The following is a 22818-nucleotide window of genomic DNA, read 5'->3' on the forward strand; positions in this document are numbered from 1 at the left end:
CTGTATTAATTAGTTACCTAATTAAGCACGTATACAGTGCTGATTTACCGACCAGATTTTTTGAGATAAGCCGCCATTTCATCTTCCGGAACCATGCCCCCACCAGTTGCCCAAACAAGATGTGTTGCGTTTTTGAGTTTTTCTTCGTCAAATTTCATTTGAGACTGATAAGCATGGTTATTCGAGACGTGCACTGCCCCAATCATACCGGCTAATGCAGAAGGCTCTAGATTAATACCTTCCAGTTCACTTAACTCACCCAAGTGGTGATACATACGAGCGTCATCAATGGTGTAAAAACCATCAAGTAGCCTTTCCATCGCTCTTCCGACAAATCCCGAGGCACGCCCGACTGCCAAGCCATCAGCGGCGGTGATGTTATCGATACCCAAATCTTGTACCGAAATATCGTCATGCAAGCCTGTATGTACGCCCAACAGCATGCACGGGGAGTGCGTTGGCTCCGCGAAAATACAATGGACATGCTCGCCAAACGCTACCTTCAAGCCAAATGCCACGCCACCAGGCCCGCCGCCAACACCACAAGGAAGATAAACAAACAATGGATGATGCTCATCAACAACGATTCCCAAGTCATCAAATTGCTGCTTAAGACGCTCACCCGCAACAGAGTAACCTAGAAACAGCGTCCGTGAGTTTTCATCATCGATAAAGAAACAGTTGGGATCTTTTTCTGCCTCTTTACGACCTTGCGCGACAGCAATACTATAATCTTCTTGGTGCTCTACGACATTAACACCATGTGACCGGAGCTTATTTTTCTTCCATTCCCGCGCATCCGCAGACATGTGGACTGAAACTGAAAAACCCAGCTTCGCACTCATGATACCGATGGACATACCAAGATTGCCGGTTGAGCCAACTGCAATACTGTACTGCTTAAAAAACTGCCGAAACTCATTGCTGAACAATTTGCTGTAATCATCGCTTTCACAGAGCAAGCCAGCTTCAAACGCCAACTTTTCTGCATGAGTGAGCACTTCATAAATACCACCTCTCGCTTTGATCGAACCAGAAATTGGCAAATGACTGTCTTTTTTGAGCATTAAATGGCCCAATATTGGTGTGTCGTATTGCTGCTCCAAACGCACTTTCATATTGGGAATATCCACCACTGCGGACTCAATAACGCCACGCGACGTTTCCGTTTCGGGAAACGCTTTCATCAAATAAGGCGCAAATCGTGCTAGCCGTTCACTCGCCGCTTGAATATCTTTTTCATCTAACCCGACATGAGGTAAGCCTTCCTCCAAGGAAGTGATATGGGGGTTAAACCAACAAACCTCTTCAAGATCAATAAGTGCTGCCAAGAGTGGGAACTGCTTAGTCAGCGCTTCAATATTTGCCTTGGTCATTTTACCTTCCTGGAATGATGTGAGTTGAGATAAACAAAAGCGCCGCAATAGCGACGCTTTGGAGAACAAATATCAGTTATCAGTTTGAGCTTACGCGTAGTTTTTCTCAAACTCTTGCATGAAGTCTACTAACGCTTGAACGCCTTCAAGCGGCATTGCGTTATAAATGGATGCTCGCATACCACCAACTGCTCGGTGACCTTTTAGCGCTTTCAGCCCTTTAGAGTCTGCTAGCTCAAGGAAGGTTGCATCCAGTTCAGGCTTAGCAAGTTGAAATGGCACGTTCATCAAAGAACGGTTTGCTGAGTGCACGCCATTACGGTAGAAATCAGACTGATCGATGTAATCATACAGTAGCGCGGCTTTAGCGCGGTTCACTTGCTCAATCGCTTTTACTCCGCCCTGTGCCTTCAGCCATTTGAAAACAAGACCAGACAGGTACCATGCAAAGGTTGGTGGCGTGTTGAACATTGATTCTTTTTCTGCCAAAACAGTGTAATCCAAAATACTTGGTAGTACCTGCTTCGCCATACCTAATAAATCATCGCGCACGATAGCAATAGCAATGCCGGAAGGACCAATATTTTTCTGAGCGCCCGCGTAAATCACACCGTATTTCGACACATCAATTTCACGAGAAAGAATTGTCGAAGACATGTCAGCAACAATCGGTTTGTCGGTGATAGGAAGATCGTTAATCTCAATACCATCAATGGTCTCATTTGGACAGAAGTGAACGTAAGCCGCTTCTGGAGCAATTTTCCATTCACTTGCAGGTAGAACCGCGACTTTCCCGTTGATTTCTGTTTTTGCATCAAACACGTCTGGTTCGCAGTATTTTTTCGCTTCAGCTACCGCGCTTTCAGCCCAATAACCACCATCGATGTAAGTTGCCGTATCGGCATCACCAAGTAAGTTTAGAGGAACAGCAGCAAACTGAGCACGAGCACCACCTTGGCAGAACAGTACTTTATAGTTGTCCGGAATATTCAGAAGATCACGTAAATCCTGCTCGGCTTCTTCTGCAACTTTGATGAACTCTTTGCTTCGGTGGCTGATTTCCATGACCGAAGTACCAAGGCCTTGCCAATCGATTAGTTCCTGTTGTGCTTGCTGCATAACTGCTTTAGGCAGACCTGCTGGCCCTGCACTGAAGTTAAATACGTTGTCCGTATTTTGTTCCATGATGCTCATTGCTCCTGCTATGTAAATATTACGAAATTAATATCACGTTTTCGCAGTGATAAAAACAAGAAAAGAGGTCTTACGACCTCTTTTTAAAGACTAAGCGTTGAATTGGAACAAATTCGCAACAACACGAATTACTGTTGTTGCATCAAAGCAGGCATAAGTAGAGCCACCAATGGGAACTCATGCCCATTTTCGAACTTCAATTTGCCTTCACCAATTTCTGCTTTTAATTGATAACCGCCCTCTACTTTTTCGATCAACTCCATAATAAGGAGCTCATCAATCCCTTCTTGAATAAATGGGTAATGCGTTACTAATTCATCAGAGAAGTAAGTGCTAAGTTCACCAGTAGTGGCCGTCACCAACTTCATTGGATCTTGAGAAATATGCTCAGTACCTTCAGGGATGGATAGTTGCCACTCATTGTGGAACTTGCCGTCACCGAACGCGAGTGAAAGCTCGTTCACGGATAAATCAAAACCTTTGCTAAACAGCGTATCGACATGCGGCAATAAATTCGCAATTTCCTGTTCATCTAGCATAGGAGAGCTTTGATAGATAGACATAATTTGATCAAAAGACTGGCTATCCACATCTGCAATTGAGAAATCCAACTTAAAGTTATCGACATCCGTCCCATCAGTTAAACGTAGTTTCTTAGCATCTAGGTTTAATTGACTGTTCAGCTTATCACCAGACTCACTCATCGTAGTGTTACCACGGTAGCTCGCATTTTCAATCAAAAAGACAGGCGTCAAGTTCGCATCAACCACATCCAGCTTCTCTAGAGAAAAAGATTGCTCACCCAGCCAATAGCCTTTTGCTTGCTTTCCTTTACCTTGCCCTGTCAATGCATTCAGATGAAGCTCTTCACCGTTTTCAAAATCCACTTGAACAGAAGGAACGGAAACTTGGTAATTGAGATCACCCAATACCGTCACATCACCTGTTACTTTTGCAGGGCTTGTAGAAACAGAAACACCTTGCGCTTCGTTACGATAATGCCAACTGTCTAGGTCGAGGATAAATGCTGTATTGCCATTTAGTTGAGTCTGGCTATGCATCGTGAGAGGCAAAAAGTCATTGTCCACCAATTTTGAATCTGCTGTTAGGCTTGTTAGACCGTGGCTAACATCACTGGTTACGTCAAACGTCGTTGGCATACCATCACGCTCTAACTGCGTTTTAAGCTCAGGATCAACAACTGAATAACGAGTCAGCACGACTGAAGACAAATAGCCACGCTGATACTCGACCACTTCGCCTTTAATCATTTCATCATTCATATTGGTAATACCATCTTCAATGATGGACTGACCAATTTGTCCGACAGCCAATGGCCAACACAGTGCTAATGAGATAGCACCACCAATGGCGCCGATTTTTTTAAGATTTTGCATAACGTCACTTATTAGATATTTTCGGTCAGTCTACCCCAAACCACCTGCGGAGAAAACATTGAGACAAATCAGACTATTGATGCTTATTCTAGCCCATTAATCAGGAATCATACTTGGCTCCCACTCATCATGTCCTTTTATTGTTAAAGTTTGCGTGGCGAAGTTTTAACCGGAGCTAAAACATCTGTGAATCGTTATGCTGTGTTGTGTCTCGACAACAACCCAATCAGTGCTGAACAGTTTCGATTGGAGCTGTCTGCCTTCTCAAGTAAGTTTGATATTTTTTCTGTCGAATCGATAGAAGAGGCTCAAAGCGCTTTAGAGTATCTAGAAGAAAGAGAACAGACTGTTGCTTTAGTTATAGCGAGCCATCACGCTCATTTTAACGGCGTGGATTTTCTTATTGGTTTAGACCGGATGCCACATACCGAGCAAGCAAGAAAAATTCTTATTAGCTGCTCGTCTGATATAGAGGCAATTCTCACTGCCGTTAATGAGGGCAGGCTCGACCACTGCCTCACTAAACCTTTGCCAGATCACGTCTTATTTAACACAGTGCAAAAAGAGCTGACCCAATTTATCTTGCGAAATGGCAAAGAAGACCTGCTAAGTTACAGTCAGATATTGGATCATCACAGCTTGTTGCGAGCGCACATCAATAACCAGATGAGCCATTATCAAGCCGGATTCTTACACGACTACCACTCGATGTCTGATGCCGAGTTAGCCGAGCAAGTGATCTCCGCTCTCCAGCAATTTTTCAAAGATAATGACGAAACAAGAGCGTGCCGTACATACTCACCTGAACACTTATTAACCGTGGAAGGCGAGCCAAATTGCTTTTTGTGGTTTATCACCGAAGGTGAAGTGGCTCTGTACAAGCGCGATGAGCAAGGCATGCAGCGAGAGGTTGTACGCCATAACAAAGGGAATATTGTCGGAGGCATGTCGTTTGTTACTGGGGAATGTTCTTTCTCGACAGCTCTAACACTAACCAAAACAGAAGTTATCAAACTCGATCGCAACGTATTCAATAAAGTGATGCAAAGCGACTCAAACTTACTGCCTCTTTTTACAAACTTGCTTTTACGCCACTTCAACCGCCGATTGCAAAGAAGCATCAACACCAAACTGCAACTTCAAAAAACGCTCGAATCTTTAGAATCAGCCCACCAGCAGCTCATTGAAAGAGAAAAAATGGCGATGCTTGGCCAATTGGTTGCGGGAGTGGCACACGAACTAAACAATCCAGTAGCCGCGATATTGAGGGGCGTAGAGAATTTAACGCATACGCTAGAACGATTACTTAACGATGCGCCCAGTTCCGATATACAAAGCAAAGGCATTGAATTACTGAGCAAAGCGCAAACCTCAAAACCCGCTTCAACCGCCGAGCTCAGATCACGCGTAAAAGCGCTTAGCCATACTCTTCCAGACCGAGCATTGGCAAAAAAAGTGGTGAGCCTTGGATTAGAGTCCGATCAAGAGCTACTTACCCAACTAACGAGAAAGCAGAAAGCGTCTTATCATGCTCTCAATACACTAGAGCAATACCACAAAGCAGGTTCTACACTTCGCTCAATTAATGTCTGTGCAGCACGAATTGCTGATATGGTAAAAAGCCTGAAAGGATATGCTCGGTCAGATGATGAGACCCTGCACTATGCCGATATTCATGAGGGCATTGAAGACACCTTGGTGATTTTCGAGAACAAATTAAAAATGCACCAAGTTTCAACCGACTATGCAAACTTGCCTTCCATCCTTTGTCAACCGATCGCACTCCAACAGGTGTGGACGAACTTGGTCTCTAACGCCATTGACGCATTTCCAGAGAAAGGTGTGTTAAACATACAAACACGCCTTATAGAAAAAGAGCACACACATTATGCCGTTATCTCATTTGAAGATAATGGATGTGGCATTCCTGAATCGCAAAGAGACGCCATTTTCGAGCTGAACTTCACCACAAAAAAAGAAGGTAATTTTGGCTTAGGCATCGGACTGTCCATCTGCCAGCAAATCGTAACAGCACACAGAGGGTGGATTGACGTCGAATCAGAGATCGGCCAGTTCACACGAATGACCGTCTGGTTACCAGTCATCGAAGAAGGAGATGAAACATGACCAAGTATCTAATTTTATGTGTCGATGACGAACGAGAAGTCTTGGATAGCGTGCTCCAAGATCTTGCTCCCTTCGAGGAGAACTTTGTCGTCGAAGGAGCGGAATCGGTGACTGAAGCTCGGCAAGTGATTGAGGAGATGGCGGAAGAAGAAGTTCAGCTTGCGCTCATTTTATGTGACCACATTATGCCGGAACAAACTGGGATCAGCTTCTTAATCGAACTCAGTCAAAATGGTGACACAAAAGCAGCGCGCAAAGTTTTACTCACAGGACAAGCTGGTTTGGAAGACACCGTAGAAGCCGTAAATAACGCGAGTCTCGATTATTACATTGCCAAACCTTGGAAAGGTGAAGCATTGAGAAAAGCAATCGTGTCTCAGCTTACCGCGTTTGTGATTGAGAATGATGATAACCTGCTATCCTGGACTCAAATCCTTGATTCTGAGGCAATCCTCAACGCCATGGCAGAAAGAAGAGCAAGCTTTGGCGAGTAATAAAGTGTTTGGTTCTAACTTGAACTCAACGATGCTCATTGCACCACCTAACCTCGCATAGTCGAATGAGGTTAGAAAAACATCGTTACTTGTCCGAGTGAAATTCTCGGACACTACGTATATGGCGTAGTTTTTGCTTAAACCAAGGAACTATTAAGTTAATTGACAAAACATCGACACATTTTTGTTGGTCGTGGACCTTCCTTTTTATTATGATGTCGGACAAATCAGATTACGGTTCAAGTGGTTGCTTGAATCCATGGAAATAATGAACAAGGTTTATCGTTAGTTATGCGTAAAACACTATTAGCCGCTGCCTTACTAGTGGCATCAAGCCATGCCCTAGCTGCAAACGATCGCAATGCGCCAGCAACTATGAGCAACTTTAGCTACGACTATTTCGAAGCACGTATTGGCGCAAGTCCTGTGACATTTGGTGCTGGATTCAGCAAATCAATTCACCCGAACGCGCATGTTATTGCTCGTATTGACTCTGAGTTTGAAAGTGATTTTGACTCAGCTGCAGGCTTTGGCTTCCATTCTCCGCTAAACAACTGGGCAGATCTTACTGGTGAAATGCTAATGCGCGTTGTGCAACCTTCGAATGAGAGCAGCACAGATGTTGGTATGGAGCTTAACTTAGGTGTTCGCCAATGGTTGGGCCCTCAATTAGAAGTAGGCGGCAAAGTCGGCTACGTTTCTATCGATAACGATGACGATTGGACTGGCTCTGCCTACGCTCGATTCCACTCAACAGAGCTTTTCTCTTTGGGTGCTGAAGCTCGTATCAACGATTTTTACGGTGATCAGGTAATGTTCACTACGCGTTTTAAGTTTTAAGATTTGTGCTGTAAGAAAAGAGCAAATTAAAAAAACAAAAACCGAGGTCTCTGCCTCGGTTTTTTTGTCTAATTTAATGACTAACTCAATGAAGTGGTAAAAAACTTCAACGTCCTTTTTCCGCTTTTCACACTTGCTTTTACGACCCGCTAACTCCATCGAAACGAGTCAATCATTGTGCGATCAGCTTCGCTTAGTCACACAGTGCCAATAACTGTTTTTTACGCGGCTCTTGGATCAGTTTCCAATGTACGCCATCAGTTGCACCAGCAAATTTCCACAGTAGCTTTACATCAACATCATTACCGTAAGCCGTTTTAACTTTGTTGAAGACTTTTACAGGTCCAAGTTCTAAAAAGGTTTCTACGTCATCAACACCGGCTTTCTTGACCATACGTTCAAGGGTTAGTTGCATGTTGGGTAAGTCTCTTAAGCGTCTACTGGCAGAGGACTTTTGATATTTCCGTTCCTTAATTGAGTATTCAATTGATTTCTGTACCAGTTCATCAAGCCCTACATATCCGGATTCGAATAAATCGGTTACATCATAATAATTTACGGTTGCCGTCGTCTGTTTTTTGACGTGCTTATACTTCTCACAGCTCAGTTGAGTAAACACTTCATCTAGCCCATTACCACCACGTAAGTAGCAGCAATCATTGCTGACAAGCGCAAACATAGCATCATCGGTGAATAAACCAATACCACCGAACATAGAACGTTTTTGGTACTCACTGAAGGTGCGTACATATTTAAAAAAAGCTTGGTCTGTCATGTCCATTGACCTCTTTAATCTGAATAAATTACCCCGATTAGCGATGTCACCAGATAAACAGCAGCTTATAGCGAATTATAAATGTCGATTTGTTGGCGATATTTTTGTGAGTTGTGCTCACCAACTTGCTTAATCATACTTAACGTTGAAAAATAAGTTAGGACATAGGTCACATATAAAAAAGTATAAATCCTGCATACGTGATTAGTTTCACACTTATTGTTTGTGTGGTGATATTTTTTTGACGCATAGCATGCCTAAAACACGCCATCATTATGATCTCGCTGGCAATTACGGGCACATAATACGCATTTAATTGATAAAGAATACGCTGTAAGGGTACACTGTACGAAAGATCTCAAGTACAGCGTCACAATGGAACATTTATCATTTTTTTGGCTGCCAAATAATAAAGATAAGCTTATCAACGCACTGGAATCCGAGTTTGCTCAGCTGGTAGAACAGTCCATCGCCACGGGTAAGATTTCGTTACCTCCTATTCCTGATGTCGTGCTTAAAATTCAGCAGTTATGTGTCGAAGAACACACCACGATTGCCGATGTTGCTAACTGTTTATTGGAAGATCCCGGATTAGCAGCGGTCGTTTTACGAGTCGCTAACTCTGTGATTTTCAATCGCAGAAATATCACCTGCAACGACTTAACTACAGCGGTATCTCGTCTCGGAATACTTCGTGTACGTGATATTGTTACCGCACAAGCGATTGAGCAACTTAAACACTCAGTTAATCTCACTAAAGAATGCAATGCCATCTTGGTGAAGAGTGCCGCGATATCTCGTGAGCTCGGTGCCGTCATGGTGATGTTGGTTCAATCGTTTCGTAGCCACGAGCCAGGCACTTATGGCCATCTAGAGCAAGAAAAGGCGTTATTGGTCGGTCTATTAGCCGATATTGGGTTATTTTGCCTAATTAATGAGTACCACTTGTACTTAGATAGGGGCAATTACTTAGACCCAGATATTGCATTGCAGATCTTCCAAACACGTTGTTCTGCCACAAGTAAACTGGTACTTGAGCGTTGGGGGTTTGACAACGACTTTAGAGAAGTATCCTCAAATGAAAAATACGAGTTAACGCGACCAGAAGTGAGTTATCTCGACATCGCTAGAATTGCGCATCATTTATTGATGTTCCGCAATCACGATGAACGCATTGACGAACATGAAGTTGAATTCAACTTAACTGGTGCAGAAGTCTTGTATGAACTTAGTAACATGAGTGATACTGACTTCAATGATCAAATCCGTGCTGTACTCAATGCTAGCGGTTTGTAATTTATCGCTTTCTGATAATACCTTATCCGTGATAAAACGATTCGCTCAAGGCTGAGCTGTGTGTGGTGAAATGTCTTTAATTTCAACCGATAGATAATTTGATTTATGCGTGTTGATGTTATCTCAAAAAGGAATCATTGAGCTTTATGTTTTCAGGGATGCTATTTATTTTCGCTCCGCTTGTGGTGGGGTATCTAATTCCTATATCTCGATCTTCGTTATTGGAGAAGATCAATCAGTCAACGTCCTACCTTATTTACGTCATTTTGTCGTTGATGGGTCTTAGCTTGGCGGCGCTCGATAATTTAAGCAGCAACTTACAAAGTATTCTCCTCTATGCGAGTACGTTTTTTTTGTGTCTAAGTGCCTGCAACCTGTTGGCTCTGCCTATTATTGATAAAATTATTCCACTCCAGACCAATCAGAATCAAAAGAAGCTACCGTTATCTTCGATGGCTTTAGAGTCTGTTAAGCTTATCGTGGTCGTTGGCGGAGGGTTAGTGGTTGGCCTGCTGTTACCCATTGATTTGAGTTGGGTAGATACAGCAAGCGAATGGATACTCTTTCTACTTCTATTTTTTATTGGTATTCAGCTGCGCAATAGTGGACTTACTCTGCGTCAAATCCTATTAAATAAACAAGGAATGGCCATTGCGGCTGTTGTCATCGCAACATGTATGCTTGGTGGCGTTCTTGCAGCGGTGCTTTTGGATCTTCCTCTTTATCAAGCACTCGCAATGGCTTCAGGTTTTGGCTGGTATTCCCTCGCAGGTATTTTAATGGGTGACGCTTTTGGTCCGGTATTTGGTGGCGCGTCGTTCTTGATTGAATTGATGAGAGAGCTAGTCGCACTGGTTGCCATTCCTCTCTTTATTCGTAGCTATCCGTGCACCGCAATTGGTTATGCCGGTGCAACAGCAATGGACTTCACCCTACCCGTTATTCAAACCACCGGTGGTGTGCGTTGTGTTCCTGTTGCTATCGTTAGCGGCTTTATTTTGAGTTTATTGGTACCAGTTATGATGCTTTTCTTTGTATCACTTGCTAGCTAGATCTCAGGTTTTCGCTTTAACATCCATTACAATACGGCAAAAATTTAAATACCCAGTTAACGTCAAAGTGGTCAATATTTTTTGGCAAGACCCCTCTTTCTTTTCGTCATTCAGCCCAACGATTTGTCACGACCAAATAGAAAGAAGGGAGAAACATCAACTGATGTGCATTGCGTTAATAAAGGGATAACAACCAGAAGGAAGAAGAATGAAACGCTTTGTCGTTGCAGCGCTCCTCGCTACAAGCTCAACTTTTACGCTTGCCGCAGATCAACAATGTCTTGCTAGCAAATACGATGGCTACGTCGATGCCTCACTACAGTGGTATCAAGATCTAGTTGATTTGACGGTTACCCAATATCCAGATCTGAAAGAAGTTAGCCAATGGTTCTTGGATGGACGTAAACATCACTTTGAATTAAACCGCGAAGCGGTTCACTACTTTCTAGAGAACGACCCTAGCCGCGTTGCGACGGAACAGCCAATCGAAGCATGGTTAAAACTAGAGCAACATGACGTTAAGCAGTTAGCGACCCGAAGCGATAAGTTAGGTGAAGTTGCAAAACAGACATTTAGCGACCGTCAATCAACTAACCACCCAAAAAACTACGAGCTTCGTTCAGCATTCGCTGATCTGCTTAGTCATCCCCAACAAATTGATACCGCACTTAATAAGTACAATCAGTCAATAGAAAAGATTGAAAAGCAGAAATGTGACTAAGGTTGCTCGCATTAGTCGTTGATTAGCATTCAAAAACACTAGAATGTTTTAACGTACTCAATCTAGAATTTTTTAATGTGAATATCGTAACCTTCACCTAAAATTTTCATTTCTACAACTTGGGTTTCAACAATTAAAACGGGACTTTGCGCCCGTTTTAGTTTAGATTGTGCCGCTCGCATTACCAAAATAACTACAAAGATTCTTTGCTATGGTTAAGGAACAAAAAACCGCTGATGTTAGCTTTGAGAGCTTGCTAAAGATCTTCACTGTCCCAGAAGGTCCGGACTCAACGTTAACTAAAATTGACGAGAGCCTCTCGCGAAATCTAAATCAATTTCTTCGTGAACACATCGTGGCAGAAGAAAAGCCTTTACGCGAAATCGAAAAAGACTTTTCTTCTGCTCAGATTCCTGAGCAGCCAGAGTTCGTGTCAGATCATACAGAGCACTTACTCGACACTTTGGTGTCGCACTCAGTTCACACATCTTCACCAAGCTTCATTGGTCATATGACATCGGCACTGCCTTATTTCTTGATGCCACTGTCAAAGATCATGATCGCCTTAAACCAAAACCTGGTAAAAATAGAGACTTCCAAAGCCTTTACGCCACTTGAGCGTCAAGTTTTGGGTATGCTGCATCGCTTGATATATGGTCAGAATGATACGTTTTACAATCAGTGGATGCACAGTGCAAACCACTCATTAGGCGCATTTTGTTCCGGCGGCACCATTGCCAATATCACTGCGCTTTGGGTAGCACGTAACAAAGCGTTAAGAGCCAATGGCTCATTTAAAGGCGTTGAAAAGGAAGGCCTTTTTAAAGCCATGAAGCACTATGGCTATGATGGCTTAGCGGTGCTAGTGTCTGAGCGTGGTCACTACTCCCTTAAGAAAGCAGCCGATGTATTAGGGCTAGGCCAAGAGGGCTTGGTTGCGGTTAAAACCGATGCCAACAACCGTATTATTGTCAACGACCTGAAAGCGAAAATTGTTGAGCTCGAAAAACAAAACATCAAGCCTATTGCTGTTATTGGTGTGGCTGGCACAACAGAGACAGGTAATGTTGATCCATTGCCTGAAATCGCTGAAGTCTGCCAAGCTCACAGCTGTCACTTCCATGTGGATGCCGCATGGGGTGGCGCAACACTGATGTCTAACCATCACCGTCATCTTCTTAAAGGTGTGGAAATGGCAGACTCAGTAACTATTGATGCACACAAGCAGCTCTATATCCCGATGGGCGCTGGTATGGTTCTGTTCAAAGACCCTGACGCAATGAAATCCATAGAGCATCACGCTCAATATATATTGCGCAAAGGTTCAAAAGACCTAGGCAGCCATACACTAGAAGGCTCACGTTCGGGCATGGCGATGTTGGTCTACGCCGCAATGCACATCATAAGTCGCCCAGGTTACGAGCTTCTGATTGACCAAAGCATTGAAAAAGCTCGCTACTTTGCGGATTTAATCAAACAGCAAGATGATTTCGAATTAGTTTCTGAACCAGAGCTTTGTCTGCTCACATACCGTTATTTGCCGCCATTCATCCGTGAAGCATTAGCACAAGCAGAAGGCTCACAAAAAGAACAACTGAATGAGCTGATCAATGAGTTAACACAGTTTATTCAAAAGCGTCAGCGCGAAACGGGCAAATCGTTCGTTTCACGTACAAGACTGAACCCAGACCAATGGCAACGCATGAATACGATAGTGTTTAGAGTGGTTTTGGCAAATCCACTGACCACAAAAGAAATTTTGAGCTCAGTGCTTGATGAACAACGCGAAATCGCCAAGCAAGCACCAAATTTGATGAAAAGAATTCAGCAGCTGGTTGTTGATATTCAATCGTCTTAACGGCCAGATCAAGTTACATCAATTTGAAATTTTTTTTCGTTTTGATGTAACTCAAACATCATTATCGTGCGACTAGCGCAACAAAACTTCGTTTACACATCCAATTCTGTAGTTTTTACAACATTTTGTTTGAGGCCTGTCAAATTCTCACTAAATAGTACCCGTTATTGGTTTAGACTGATTGAAGATCAGGTTTATACTGATTCTATGGCGCTGGTTGTTTTCGTTAACGCCCCACTCTACTCCGGAATCTTCGTGTTTCCTTTCGTTAGCAGAGCCAGCGAGTTGTTCTCTATACCCTCGTGAACACTATGAATACATTAGAAAAAATTCAAAAAAACCTGGAGAATTTCAGTAAGTCAGAGCGCAAAGTTGCGGAAGTAATTATGGCGTCTCCACAAACTGCAATTCATTCAAGCATTGCAACGCTGGCTAAAATGGCTGACGTTAGTGAGCCCACTGTAAACCGCTTCTGTCGTCGTCTGGACACCAAGGGCTTTCCAGATTTTAAGCTTCACTTGGCACAGAGCCTAGCAAACGGCACCCCTTACGTTAACCGTAATGTGGAAGAAGACGATGGCCCAGACGCGTACACCCATAAGATTTTCGAATCGACGATGGCGTGTTTAGATGTCGCGAAAAATAGCCTAGATCCAATGCAAGTGAACCGTGCGGTCGATTTGCTAACGCAAGCGAAGCGCATTTCATTCTTTGGCCTTGGCGCATCATCTTCTGTTGCCCGAGACGCACAAAACAAGTTTATTCGCTTTAATATTCCAATTACTTGTTTTGAAGATATTGTTATGCAGCGCATGAGTTGTATCAACTGCAGTGATAATGATGTTGTGGTTCTTATTTCTCATACTGGTCGAACAAAGAGTCAGGTAGAAATAGCGAACCTTGCTCGTGAAAATGGCGCAACGGTTATTGCGATTACAGCGAAGGATTCTCCTCTAGAAAAGGCAAGCTCGCTGGCCATCACGCTCGATATTCCAGAAGATACCGACGTTTACATGCCAATGGCAAGCCGAGTTGTACAAATGACAGTGATTGATGTGCTAGCAACTGGCTTCACTCTTCGCCGTGGTACAGGTTTCCGTGAGAACCTAAAACGCGTAAAAGATGCGTTGAAAGACAGTCGCTATGACAAACTAAGCCAGTACTAAGCACTAAAGCTTAGTCAATACTTTATCTAGGGGAGCTCAAGGCTCCCCTTTTGTTTTAATGCTGCTAAGGGAGCAATCACCCTAAGTCGTTGACACTCGATAAGTCCGTTCTTGATTCCAGTACTTCAACAGAACTGACATGTTGTGCACTCTCTGCTACACACTCTCCACTACAATCACAGACTTGCTGCAATATGTGTATCAAACGTTCCTGATTAAGAGGTAAAGGATTCCCTTTGATTGCCATTGATTTAAGCGCATCATTCGCCACTTGCTCAAAAGAGGTTTGGCATACTCCAAATTGAGCCAGTAGCGGTAACGCTAACTTATCTAGCACCATATTTACCCAAAGAATTCCATCGTGTTCGTTAGCATTTACTCGCTCAGTGACTAATTGGGCCAGCTTGCGATAACGACTTATCACATCATTCCTACCCGCGAGTTTAGCGGCGTTAATGTTCTCCTGCATCACGTGCGGAGCTAGGCGAGCCGTAATAACGCTATGGGGGGCGTCTAACTTGCCTCCTAACGCCGATGCTAACCCATGAGCGGCACCTAATTTGGCATTAGTAATCGCCATACCACCAAGCAATGCAGCGAACGATAAATCAGAGCGCGCCTTATGATTATCTTGCTTACAAGCGGCAATCACTGAACGGCTTAAACGGCGTAGCCCCTCTTCGCAGACCATATCAGTAAGAGGGTTTGGCTCACCACACACATACGCTTCCATTAAATGAGTGAACGCATCCATTGCGCCACGTCCAGATGTGTATTGGTCGGTCCCGTAAGTAAGTGTCGGGTCTACAATGGCAACGTCTGCGAGCATATCAGGGCTTCGAAGACTCACTTTCACTTTATCTTGTCCAGATTTCAGCACAGCATTTCTGGTCACTTCTGAACCGGTGCTTGCTGTCGTAGGAATTGCAATAAAATGAAGAGGCTTTGCTTTTAAAGGGACGCTTCTTCCTACCACTTCTACGTAATCGTAAACATTGCCTTGATTGGGAATAATGGCAGCTAAGGCTTTGCCCATATCGATGACGCTGCCACCACCTATCGCAACCACCATATCAGGTTGGAATTTTCTACCGAGCACTGCGGTCTCTTCTACCATCGTGATGTATGGTTCACCAACGATAGCTACGTGCTGGTAACGCATATTTTGAGCTTTAAGATATTGGATAATGGGGGCGGCTCGTTGGGTATCCTGCCCAGTGACCAGCAAAACACTGTAGCCAAATTGGTTAATAACGGATAATGAAGATTGAAGTGCACCTTCACCAAATATAATCCTTGTTGCAGTCATAAACTGAAACATGCACACCCTCCCAAAAGAATATCCCCAAATAACCTCTCGCCCTCTGATTTAACACTTATGTTAGAGTTGAAGTTATTTGCGTATAGCCAAAATAGATTGCTATTTTTTTAAACAAAAAAAATTGACCAATTCCACCTTGCCATCATTAACCCTTTAGAATGTATGTTTTTTATGCGTCACTTCACATACTTCAGAGCCGTAAAATAAGAACACGCGTTTAGTTTTTATTCGATAGATTTCACCTATAGAACCAAGAGGTAATTGCCGCTTTATTTCCGTATCTGGATCGGGCATAGTTACTCCAACAAAAGAAAGCGCACTCAGCCGCTACGTTTTGTACGCTTTCAAAAAAGAATAGATTTAGGAGAAATAAGATTATGTTCGTTGTTATCTTTGGTCGCCCTGCATGTCCTTTCTGTGTTCGTGCAAAAGAGCACGCAGAAACGCTAAAAGCAAAACGTGATGACTTCAACTACCGTTACGTTGATATTCACGCTGAAGGTATTTCTAAAGCAGATCTTGAGAAAACAGTTGGTAAACCAGTTGAAACCGTTCCTCAGATCTTTATCGACCAAGAGCATATCGGTGGCTGCGACGAGTTCGAAGCATACGCGAAAGAGCACCTAGGTCTATTTGACGAGTAATAAAGACTGTTTTCAAAAAAGCCGCTTCATGCGGCTTTTTTATTATTTTTCAGCTGGTTATTACGTTAAGTCAACTAATGGTAAAACCTAAAAAAATTCACTTATCTTTTTGCTATATTTAGTTACAATTCACAGTTCTTAATCTTTTTTGGCACACACTCTACCGAGCCACACAGTGAACATAGACGTCGTATACCTTCTCGAGCAAAACCCTATCCTTCTAATCTTCGTCGTATTAGCCATTGGCCTTGCCATCGGAAAAATTCGATTTGGCAAATTACAATTAGGCAACTCTATTGGCGTTCTTATTACCTCTTTGGTAATGGGCCACCTTGGTTTCTCATTTAATGCAGAAGCTTTAACCATTGGCTTTATGCTGTTTATCTACTGCGTTGGCATTGAAGCTGGACCAAACTTTTTTGGTATATTCTTCAGAGATGGTAAGCATTATTTTATTTTAAGCATGACCGTTCTCGTGTCTGCGGTCAGCTTAACGTATGGCTTGAGTCACTATTTCGGCCTCGATTTTGGCTTATCTGCCGGTATGATGGCAGGCGCATTGACCGCAACGCCAGTACTGGTTGGTGCACAAGATGCTCTTAACTCTGGCCTTGCGACTATACCGCGGAATATGGAATTTTCTCTGGTATTAGAAAATCTATCCGTAGGCTACGCGATGGCTTATCTGGTCGGCTTAATTAGCATGATCATGTTTGCTAAATTGTTGCCAAAACTGCAAAAACAAAACCTTTCTGATTCCGCGCAGCAAATCGCACAAGAGCGTGGCCTTGGAAATTCAAGCCAGAGAAAAGTGTATTTACCCATTATTCGAGCTTACCGAGTGGGCCCAGAGCTAATTGACTGGACTGATGGTAAAAACTTACGAGAACTGGGTATTTATCGTCAAACTGGCTGTTACATTGAACGAATCCGCCGCAATGGTATTCTCGCCCACCCAGATGGTGATGCTATCTTGCAAGAGGGAGATGAAATTGCATTGGTTGGCTTCCCTGACAGCCATGCTCGATTAGACCCTAGCTTCCGTAATGGTAAAGAAGTATTCGACCGTAACTTGCTTGATTTACGCATCGTTGAAGAAGAAATCGTCGTAAAAAGTGACGCTATCGCTGGTAAACGTTTATCGGATTTGAATTTGTCTGAGTTTGGCTGTTTCTTAAACCGCGTAGTTCGCGCTCAGATTGAAATGCCTATGGACTTAGACATTGTGCTCGCTAAAGGGGACGTCCTTCAAGTGAGCGGCGAGAAAAGCCGAGTACATGGACTGGCGGAAAAAATCGGTTTCATCTCGATCCACAGTCAAATGGCCGATTTGCTCGCTTTTTGTAGCTTCTTTATTTTGGGTATTCTGTTTGGCCTCATCACAATGACGTTCGGTCAGGTGTCTTTCAGTTTGGGTAATGCGGTGGGTCTTCTGTTATCCGGTATTACGCTTGGTTTCTTACGAGCAAATCACCCTACTTTCGGTTATGTCCCACAAGGGGCGCTGAATATGGTCAAAGATCTAGGGTTAATGTTCTTTATGGTGGGAATTGGTCTAAGTGCAGGTGGAAAGATGTTCGAGCACCTAACGCAAGTAGGTCCAAAAGTCATTGGTTTGGCATTTATTGTCAGTGTTGTGCCTGTAGTTCTGGCTTACTTAGTTGGCGCACACGTACTCAAGATGAACCGTGCCCTGCTCTTCGGTGCCATTATTGGCGCCCGTACTTGCGCTCCGGCTATGGATGTCGTTAACGACTACGCTAAGTCCACCATCCCAGCCCTTGGTTATGCGGGTACCTATGCGATTGCGAATATTTTAATGACGCTAGCTGGTACGATTCTGATAATACTAAGTTAATACTCACTTTGACTATGAAATACAAAAAGGCGCTCAATGAGCGCCTTTTGTTTATTGGTTATCTAGTCTGTGATTCGATTAGATTTGAATGAAGTCTGCTTCAACTGCTGGATTCACATCCGCTTCGTAATCTACGCCTTCAACGCCGAAACCAAATAGTTTCAAGAACTCTTCTTTGTACTCAACGTAGTCAGTCAGCTCTTTTAGGTTCTCAGTCGTAATTTGAGGCCATAGCTCACGACAGTGCTGCTGAATGTCGTCACGAAGTTCCCAGTCATCCAGACGTAGGCGGTTCATCTCATCAACTTCTGCCGCGCTACCGTCTTCTTTGTATAGACGTTGGCTGAACATACGGTAGATTTGTTCCATACAGCCTTCGTGTACACCTTCTTCGCGCATTTTCTTGAATACCATTGCGATGTACAGTGGCATAACAGGAATTGCAGAACTCGCCTGAGTTACAACAGATTTAAGTACCGCAACATTGGCACTGCCGCCTGTTGCTGCTAACTTGTCGTTTAGCGCTTTCGCTGCACGGTCTAGGTCCATTTTTGCTTTACCTAGTGCACCATCCCAATAAATTGGCCAAGTTAGCTCAGTACCAATGTAGCTGTACGCGACGGTCTTACAACCTTCAGCAAGAACACCAGCATCAGACAACGCATTGATCCAAAGTTCCCAATCTTCACCGCCCATTACCGTGACAGTGTCTTTGATTTCTTCTTCTGTTGCAGGCTCAACGCTAGCTTCGATGATCACATCTTTGTTGGTATCAACAGCCGTTGATGTGTAAGTTTCACCGATAGGTTTAAGAGATGAACGAACTAATTCACCAGTTTCTGGCATTTTACGTACTGGAGATGCCAGTGAGTAAACCACCATATCGATTTGACCTAAGTCTTCTTTGATCAGCTCGATAGTTTTCTGTTTCGCTTCATTTGAGAAAGCGTCGCCGTTTAAGCTTTTTGCGTACAGACCTTCTTCACGCGCTAGCTTTTCAAAAGCAGCGGCATTGTAAAAACCTGCTGTACCTGGCTTCTTCTCAGTACCTTCTTTTTCGAAGAAAACACCGATAGTTGATGCACCGCCACCAAATGCCGCAGCGATACGAGAAGATAGACCGTAGCCACTTGATGCACCAACAACAAGAACACGCTTAGGTGCGTTTTTGATTGGACCTTGCGCTTTGGTGTACGCAATTTGTTCTTTTACGTTAGCTTCACAACCAACAGGGTGCGTTGTAGTACAGATAAATCCACGAATTCTAGGTTTGATGATCATATTCAACTTCCTTTAAAAAACCTTGTTAGGATAAAAGTTTCGTTGGGATTTCGCATCTAATTTCTGTAAAAATGCTCTTAAAAGGCAAGTGGTTGGAGCACTATCCCACCATCCACTCCCCAAGAATACAAAAAAGCACCTCATTGAGGTGCTTTTCTTAACATTAGTTGTCTATTATGCCGCCGGATTCAACTGCGACTTTTTTGGGCTATGAGTTCGCACTTCAGAAAAGTCATGACTAAAGTGGTCAACTTGAATCGCCTTGTAGCGCAATTTATCTGCAGCCATGATTTGATCAATTTCTTGTTCAGTTAACACGCCTGCTTCAAATGCTTGCTGCAAACGATCATGTAGCAGACCTTTACGAGCCACTTTACCATCCTTCGCAGCCTTCATAAGTTTACGCTCCAAAGGTTTAATGTCGTACATTGCAAGGAATGCATTCTCCATTAAGCCTACGCTGTCATCCTCTGATTTTCCGATGTAGCACAGATGCGTGAGGCGATCACGTTGCGCGCCTGGTGTCATCATCGCTTCAGCCAAATTCACACACAGCTCATCACTTGGCTTATTGAAATGATTACCAAGCGGGAACAATAGCCCCTTAAGCACACCGCCAACGTATTTCACAGGGAAGTTGGTGTAAGCCTCATTTAATGACTTAGAAGCGTTATACAAACAGTGTTGAACAGCGTAATGAACGAAGTCTAGATCGCCTTGTTGACGGCCTTCATCTTCATACTTTTTCAAAGCAGCAGATGCCATGTATAGATAGCTTAATCCATCACCCAAACGTGCGGAGATCATTTCTTTACGCTTCAAGTCTCCACCTAAGGTTAACATCGCAAAGTCTGCACTTACTGCAAGTGCACGACTGAGACGAGTAATGTCTTTGTAGTATTGCTGCGTTGGGCCACTCATGTGCGCGTTAACAAATCGAGAACCAGTTAGTGCTGCACCAAATGCACCGAATGTATTACCGAGCGCGTGCTTGATGTGTTTAAAGAGTAAGTTGTCAAATTCTTTCGCACCTTGTTCAGAATCTGGATTCGCCGCGGCTTCCATTTCTTTTAGAACATATGGGTGACATCGAGTCGCACCTTGACCAAAAATCATCAGGTTACGAGTCAGAATATTCGCGCCTTCAACGGTGATAGCAACCGGGATACCAAGGTAATGTTTAGCAAGATAGTTCATTGGGCCATCTTGAATCGCACGACCCGCATGGATATCAAACGAATCATTTAGAATGGTACGCGCGATTTCCGTCATGTGGTACTTGGCAATCGCGGTTACAATCCCAGGTTTTTCTTTCATATCGAGAGAAGTCGTCGTTAGCGTACGCGTCGCTTCTAGTAGGTAAGTAAGACCACCAATGCGCCCCATTGCTTCTGCAACACCTTCAAACTTACCGATCGACATTCCAAACTGTTTACGCACGTAAGCATAAGCACCTGTTGTACGTGTAGTAAGGTGACCAATCGCTGTGCCAAGCGCTGGGAGAGAGATACCACGACCAGCAGAAAGACACTCAACCAGCATACGCCAACCTTTACCTGCGTAATCAGCGCCACCGATCAACCAGTCCATAGGGATGAAGACATCTTCACCACGAGTAGGACCATTCATGAACGCAGACCCCAGAGGATCATGGCGCTCGCCTATCTCGACACCTTCATGGTCAGCGGGAATCAACGCACATGTAATGCCAACCTCTTTCTTGTCACCAAGTAGCCCTTCAGGATCCTGCAGTTTAAATGCTAACCCGAGCACTGTCGCAACTGGCGCAAGCGTGATGTAGCGTTTATTCCAACTAACTCGCACGCCAAGCACTTCTTTGCCTTCATGGGTGCCGTAACAAACCACGCCTTGATCAGGTATGCCACCTGCATCAGAACCTGCTTCAGGGCCAGTTAGGGCGAAACAAGGGATGTCTGTACCATCAGCTAAACGAGGCAACCAGTAATCTTTTTGCTCTTGCGTACCATAGTGCGATAGCAGCTCACCAGGGCCAAGAGAGTTTGGTACCATTACCGATACCGCGGTACTGATACTTCGAGTCGCAATACGAGAAACAATGGTTGAGTTCGCCAAAGCGGAAAATTCACGACCACCATATGCTTTCGAGATGATCAAAGAGAAAAATCGCTCTTTACGTAGGTACTCCCATACTTCAGGCGGTAAATCCCTGTCTTCTTTGACAATCTTCTGGTCATCAAGCATTTCTAGCAGAGTTTCAAGCTCATTATCCATAAATGACTGCTCTTCTGCCGTCAGTGTAGGCGTTGGATAATGATGCAATGTTGTGAAGTTTGGCTTGCCTGTGAATAGTTCGGCATCCCACCATACACTACCCGCTTCCATCGCCTCTTTCTCGGTGCTAGACAGAGGTGGCAATACTTTTTTGAACACTTTAAAAGCCGGGTCACTAATCCATTTTCTTCGTAGAGAGCTCATAGTTCAGATCCTTTTGTTCACGTAACCGCTCGGGGTATAATCTTATTATTGGTTTAACTTTCTTATTTGTCTTATGCCAACTGCTTTGCTGACATTCCTGCTGACAAATATGGAATCAGTAAATCGACGACAGATTTCACATCGACTTCCTTTTCAAACTTACTTTCTGCCAGCTCCGAAAGAGCTTGGCTTGAAGCCATCGTAAATACACAGGTTCCTAACGTGAAGTGCAGTCGCCAAAACAACTGTTCTTCACATAGTTCCGGGTTCGCCTTCATTATCGAGAAAGTGAAAAGGTTCAGTACCTCTTCGTATCTGGTGGTAATGAACCAGCGTAGATGACCTTGAACGTCTGTATAACCGCGGCCAATTAACAACATAAATAGCGCAGTACCATTTGGGCGTACATCATTTAATGTACGTAAAGGTAATCGCAATGACTCAAAGACATCGTCCATGTTGTAGCTATCGCGCGTGTTTAACTCAATTAATGAAGTCTTAATGCTCGGCATTAGTGCTTCTAAATACCTATCTAAAACCGCTCTAACCAGCGTTTTTTTATCGCCAAAGTGATAGTTTACCGATGCTAGGTTAACGTTAGCTTTACCTGTTATCGTTCTTAGCGAAGTATCATTAAAGCCATGTTCAGCAAAGAGTCCTTCTGCGACATCGAGTATTTTTTCTTTTGTTGATGTTCTCGGGGCCATTTTAATCACTCGTATTAAACAACTGTTTGAAAATATACTCCCGAAACTTCAGATTAACAAATGATTAACATCACACTTTAACCAATTGGTCTGACCAGACAATAAAAGGTGTGATCTAATCTTTTGAAATTCAATCGAATACTCCAGTGAAGCTTGTCAGAAGAAAACGATCAAATTTCTCAGTCCATCGCAATTGAAACGCTAACAATAGCCTTGGCGGCTCGGAGTGAGCGACGAGAGAATGAAATACATCT

18 protein-coding genes are annotated in these 22818 nt (G+C 43.6%); 10 read left to right on the forward strand and 8 right to left on the reverse strand.

All coding sequences use genetic code 11. The features are described from left to right. Positions 1 to 44 precede the first annotated feature (44 nt). The 3 genes from R8N49_RS04295 to R8N49_RS04305 form a co-directional block, all read right to left on the reverse strand. Positions 45 to 1376 carry a D-serine ammonia-lyase gene (locus R8N49_RS04295; protein WP_213910999.1) on the reverse strand — a complete coding sequence of 444 codons (1332 nt, stop codon included), beginning with the start codon at positions 1374 to 1376 and terminating at the stop codon, positions 45 to 47. Positions 1377 to 1466: 90 nt separating this feature from the next. After that, positions 1467 to 2561, reverse strand: a complete 1095-nt coding sequence (serC, locus tag R8N49_RS04300; RefSeq protein ID WP_005378000.1) for a 3-phosphoserine/phosphohydroxythreonine transaminase — start codon at positions 2559 to 2561, stop codon at positions 1467 to 1469. 137 nt (positions 2562 to 2698) lie between these two features. Beyond that, the gene (locus R8N49_RS04305) at positions 2699 to 3967 is read right to left on the reverse strand and encodes a DUF945 family protein (protein WP_005378002.1); all 1269 of its coding nucleotides are present in this window, start codon (positions 3965 to 3967) and stop codon (positions 2699 to 2701) included. A gap of 186 nt (positions 3968 to 4153) precedes the next feature. On the opposite strand from R8N49_RS04305, the gene R8N49_RS04310 reads away from it, so the two are divergent. The 3 genes from R8N49_RS04310 to R8N49_RS04320 all read left to right on the forward strand — a co-directional run bounded on the left by R8N49_RS04310 (position 4154) and on the right by R8N49_RS04320 (position 7428). Continuing rightward, positions 4154 to 6094: an ATP-binding protein gene (locus tag R8N49_RS04310; RefSeq protein ID WP_053349539.1), complete on the forward strand. Its 1941-nt coding sequence runs from the start codon at positions 4154 to 4156 to the stop codon at positions 6092 to 6094. Then, the gene (locus tag R8N49_RS04315; protein WP_005378005.1) at positions 6091 to 6588 is read left to right on the forward strand and encodes a response regulator; all 498 of its coding nucleotides are present in this window, start codon (positions 6091 to 6093) and stop codon (positions 6586 to 6588) included. Before R8N49_RS04310 ends, R8N49_RS04315 begins: the two co-directional genes overlap by 4 nt. A 291-nt stretch (positions 6589 to 6879) precedes the next feature. Further along, positions 6880 to 7428 (forward strand): hypothetical protein, encoded by a 549-nt coding sequence (locus R8N49_RS04320; RefSeq protein ID WP_005378006.1) that lies wholly within the window; start codon positions 6880 to 6882, stop codon positions 7426 to 7428. 193 nt (positions 7429 to 7621) lie between these two features. On the opposite strand, the gene R8N49_RS04325 is transcribed toward R8N49_RS04320, so the two are convergent. Further along, entirely contained in the window at positions 7622 to 8209 is a 588-nt protein-coding gene (locus R8N49_RS04325; protein WP_005378007.1) for a TfoX/Sxy family DNA transformation protein, read from the reverse strand. A 369-nt stretch (positions 8210 to 8578) separates the two neighbouring features. On the opposite strand from R8N49_RS04325, the gene R8N49_RS04330 reads away from it, so the two are divergent. From R8N49_RS04330 to R8N49_RS04350, 5 genes are all read left to right on the forward strand, one after another. Then, on the forward strand, positions 8579 to 9499 hold the full coding sequence (locus R8N49_RS04330) for an HDOD domain-containing protein (RefSeq protein WP_005378009.1): 921 nt from the start codon (positions 8579 to 8581) through the stop codon (positions 9497 to 9499). Between the two features lie 146 nt (positions 9500 to 9645). Further along, complete coding sequence (locus R8N49_RS04335) at positions 9646 to 10551, forward strand: lysine exporter LysO family protein (protein WP_005378011.1); 906 nt, start codon at positions 9646 to 9648, stop codon at positions 10549 to 10551. A gap of 208 nt (positions 10552 to 10759) precedes the next feature. Further along, a complete protein-coding gene (locus R8N49_RS04340; protein ID WP_017634875.1) occupies positions 10760 to 11272 on the forward strand; it encodes a hypothetical protein in 513 nt (170 codons plus the stop codon). Positions 11273 to 11483: 211 nt separating this feature from the next. Continuing rightward, positions 11484 to 13130: a pyridoxal-dependent aspartate 1-decarboxylase PanP gene (panP, locus tag R8N49_RS04345; protein ID WP_025766849.1), complete on the forward strand. Its 1647-nt coding sequence runs from the start codon at positions 11484 to 11486 to the stop codon at positions 13128 to 13130. Between the two features lie 311 nt (positions 13131 to 13441). After that, positions 13442 to 14296: a MurR/RpiR family transcriptional regulator gene (locus R8N49_RS04350; protein ID WP_005378021.1), complete on the forward strand. Its 855-nt coding sequence runs from the start codon at positions 13442 to 13444 to the stop codon at positions 14294 to 14296. Between the two features lie 76 nt (positions 14297 to 14372). Here the strand turns inward: R8N49_RS04350 and R8N49_RS04355 are convergent, their stop codons facing one another. Continuing rightward, entirely contained in the window at positions 14373 to 15617 is a 1245-nt protein-coding gene (locus tag R8N49_RS04355; protein WP_054576427.1) for an iron-containing alcohol dehydrogenase, read from the reverse strand. Between the two features lie 377 nt (positions 15618 to 15994). Here R8N49_RS04355 and R8N49_RS04360 point away from each other — a divergent pair, with 377 nt between their 5' ends. Both R8N49_RS04360 and R8N49_RS04365 read left to right on the forward strand, forming a co-directional pair. After that, complete coding sequence (locus tag R8N49_RS04360) at positions 15995 to 16261, forward strand: GrxA family glutaredoxin (protein ID WP_005378026.1); 267 nt, start codon at positions 15995 to 15997, stop codon at positions 16259 to 16261. 175 nt (positions 16262 to 16436) lie between these two features. After that, positions 16437 to 18119 carry an aspartate:alanine antiporter gene (locus tag R8N49_RS04365; protein ID WP_005378028.1) on the forward strand — a complete coding sequence of 561 codons (1683 nt, stop codon included), beginning with the start codon at positions 16437 to 16439 and terminating at the stop codon, positions 18117 to 18119. Between the two features lie 78 nt (positions 18120 to 18197). Here the strand turns inward: R8N49_RS04365 and fabV are convergent, their stop codons facing one another. The 3 genes from fabV to R8N49_RS04380 form a co-directional block, all read right to left on the reverse strand. Continuing rightward, complete coding sequence (gene fabV, locus R8N49_RS04370; protein ID WP_005388648.1) at positions 18198 to 19400, reverse strand: enoyl-ACP reductase FabV; 1203 nt, start codon at positions 19398 to 19400, stop codon at positions 18198 to 18200. 174 nt (positions 19401 to 19574) lie between these two features. Further along, positions 19575 to 21857 carry an acyl-CoA dehydrogenase gene (locus R8N49_RS04375; RefSeq protein WP_169628410.1) on the reverse strand — a complete coding sequence of 761 codons (2283 nt, stop codon included), beginning with the start codon at positions 21855 to 21857 and terminating at the stop codon, positions 19575 to 19577. Positions 21858 to 21928: 71 nt separating this feature from the next. Next, positions 21929 to 22564, reverse strand: a complete 636-nt coding sequence (locus R8N49_RS04380) for a TetR/AcrR family transcriptional regulator (protein WP_005378033.1) — start codon at positions 22562 to 22564, stop codon at positions 21929 to 21931. Positions 22565 to 22818: the final 254 nt, after the last annotated feature.

The sequence above is a fragment of the Vibrio sp. 1978 genome (assembly GCF_033344345.1).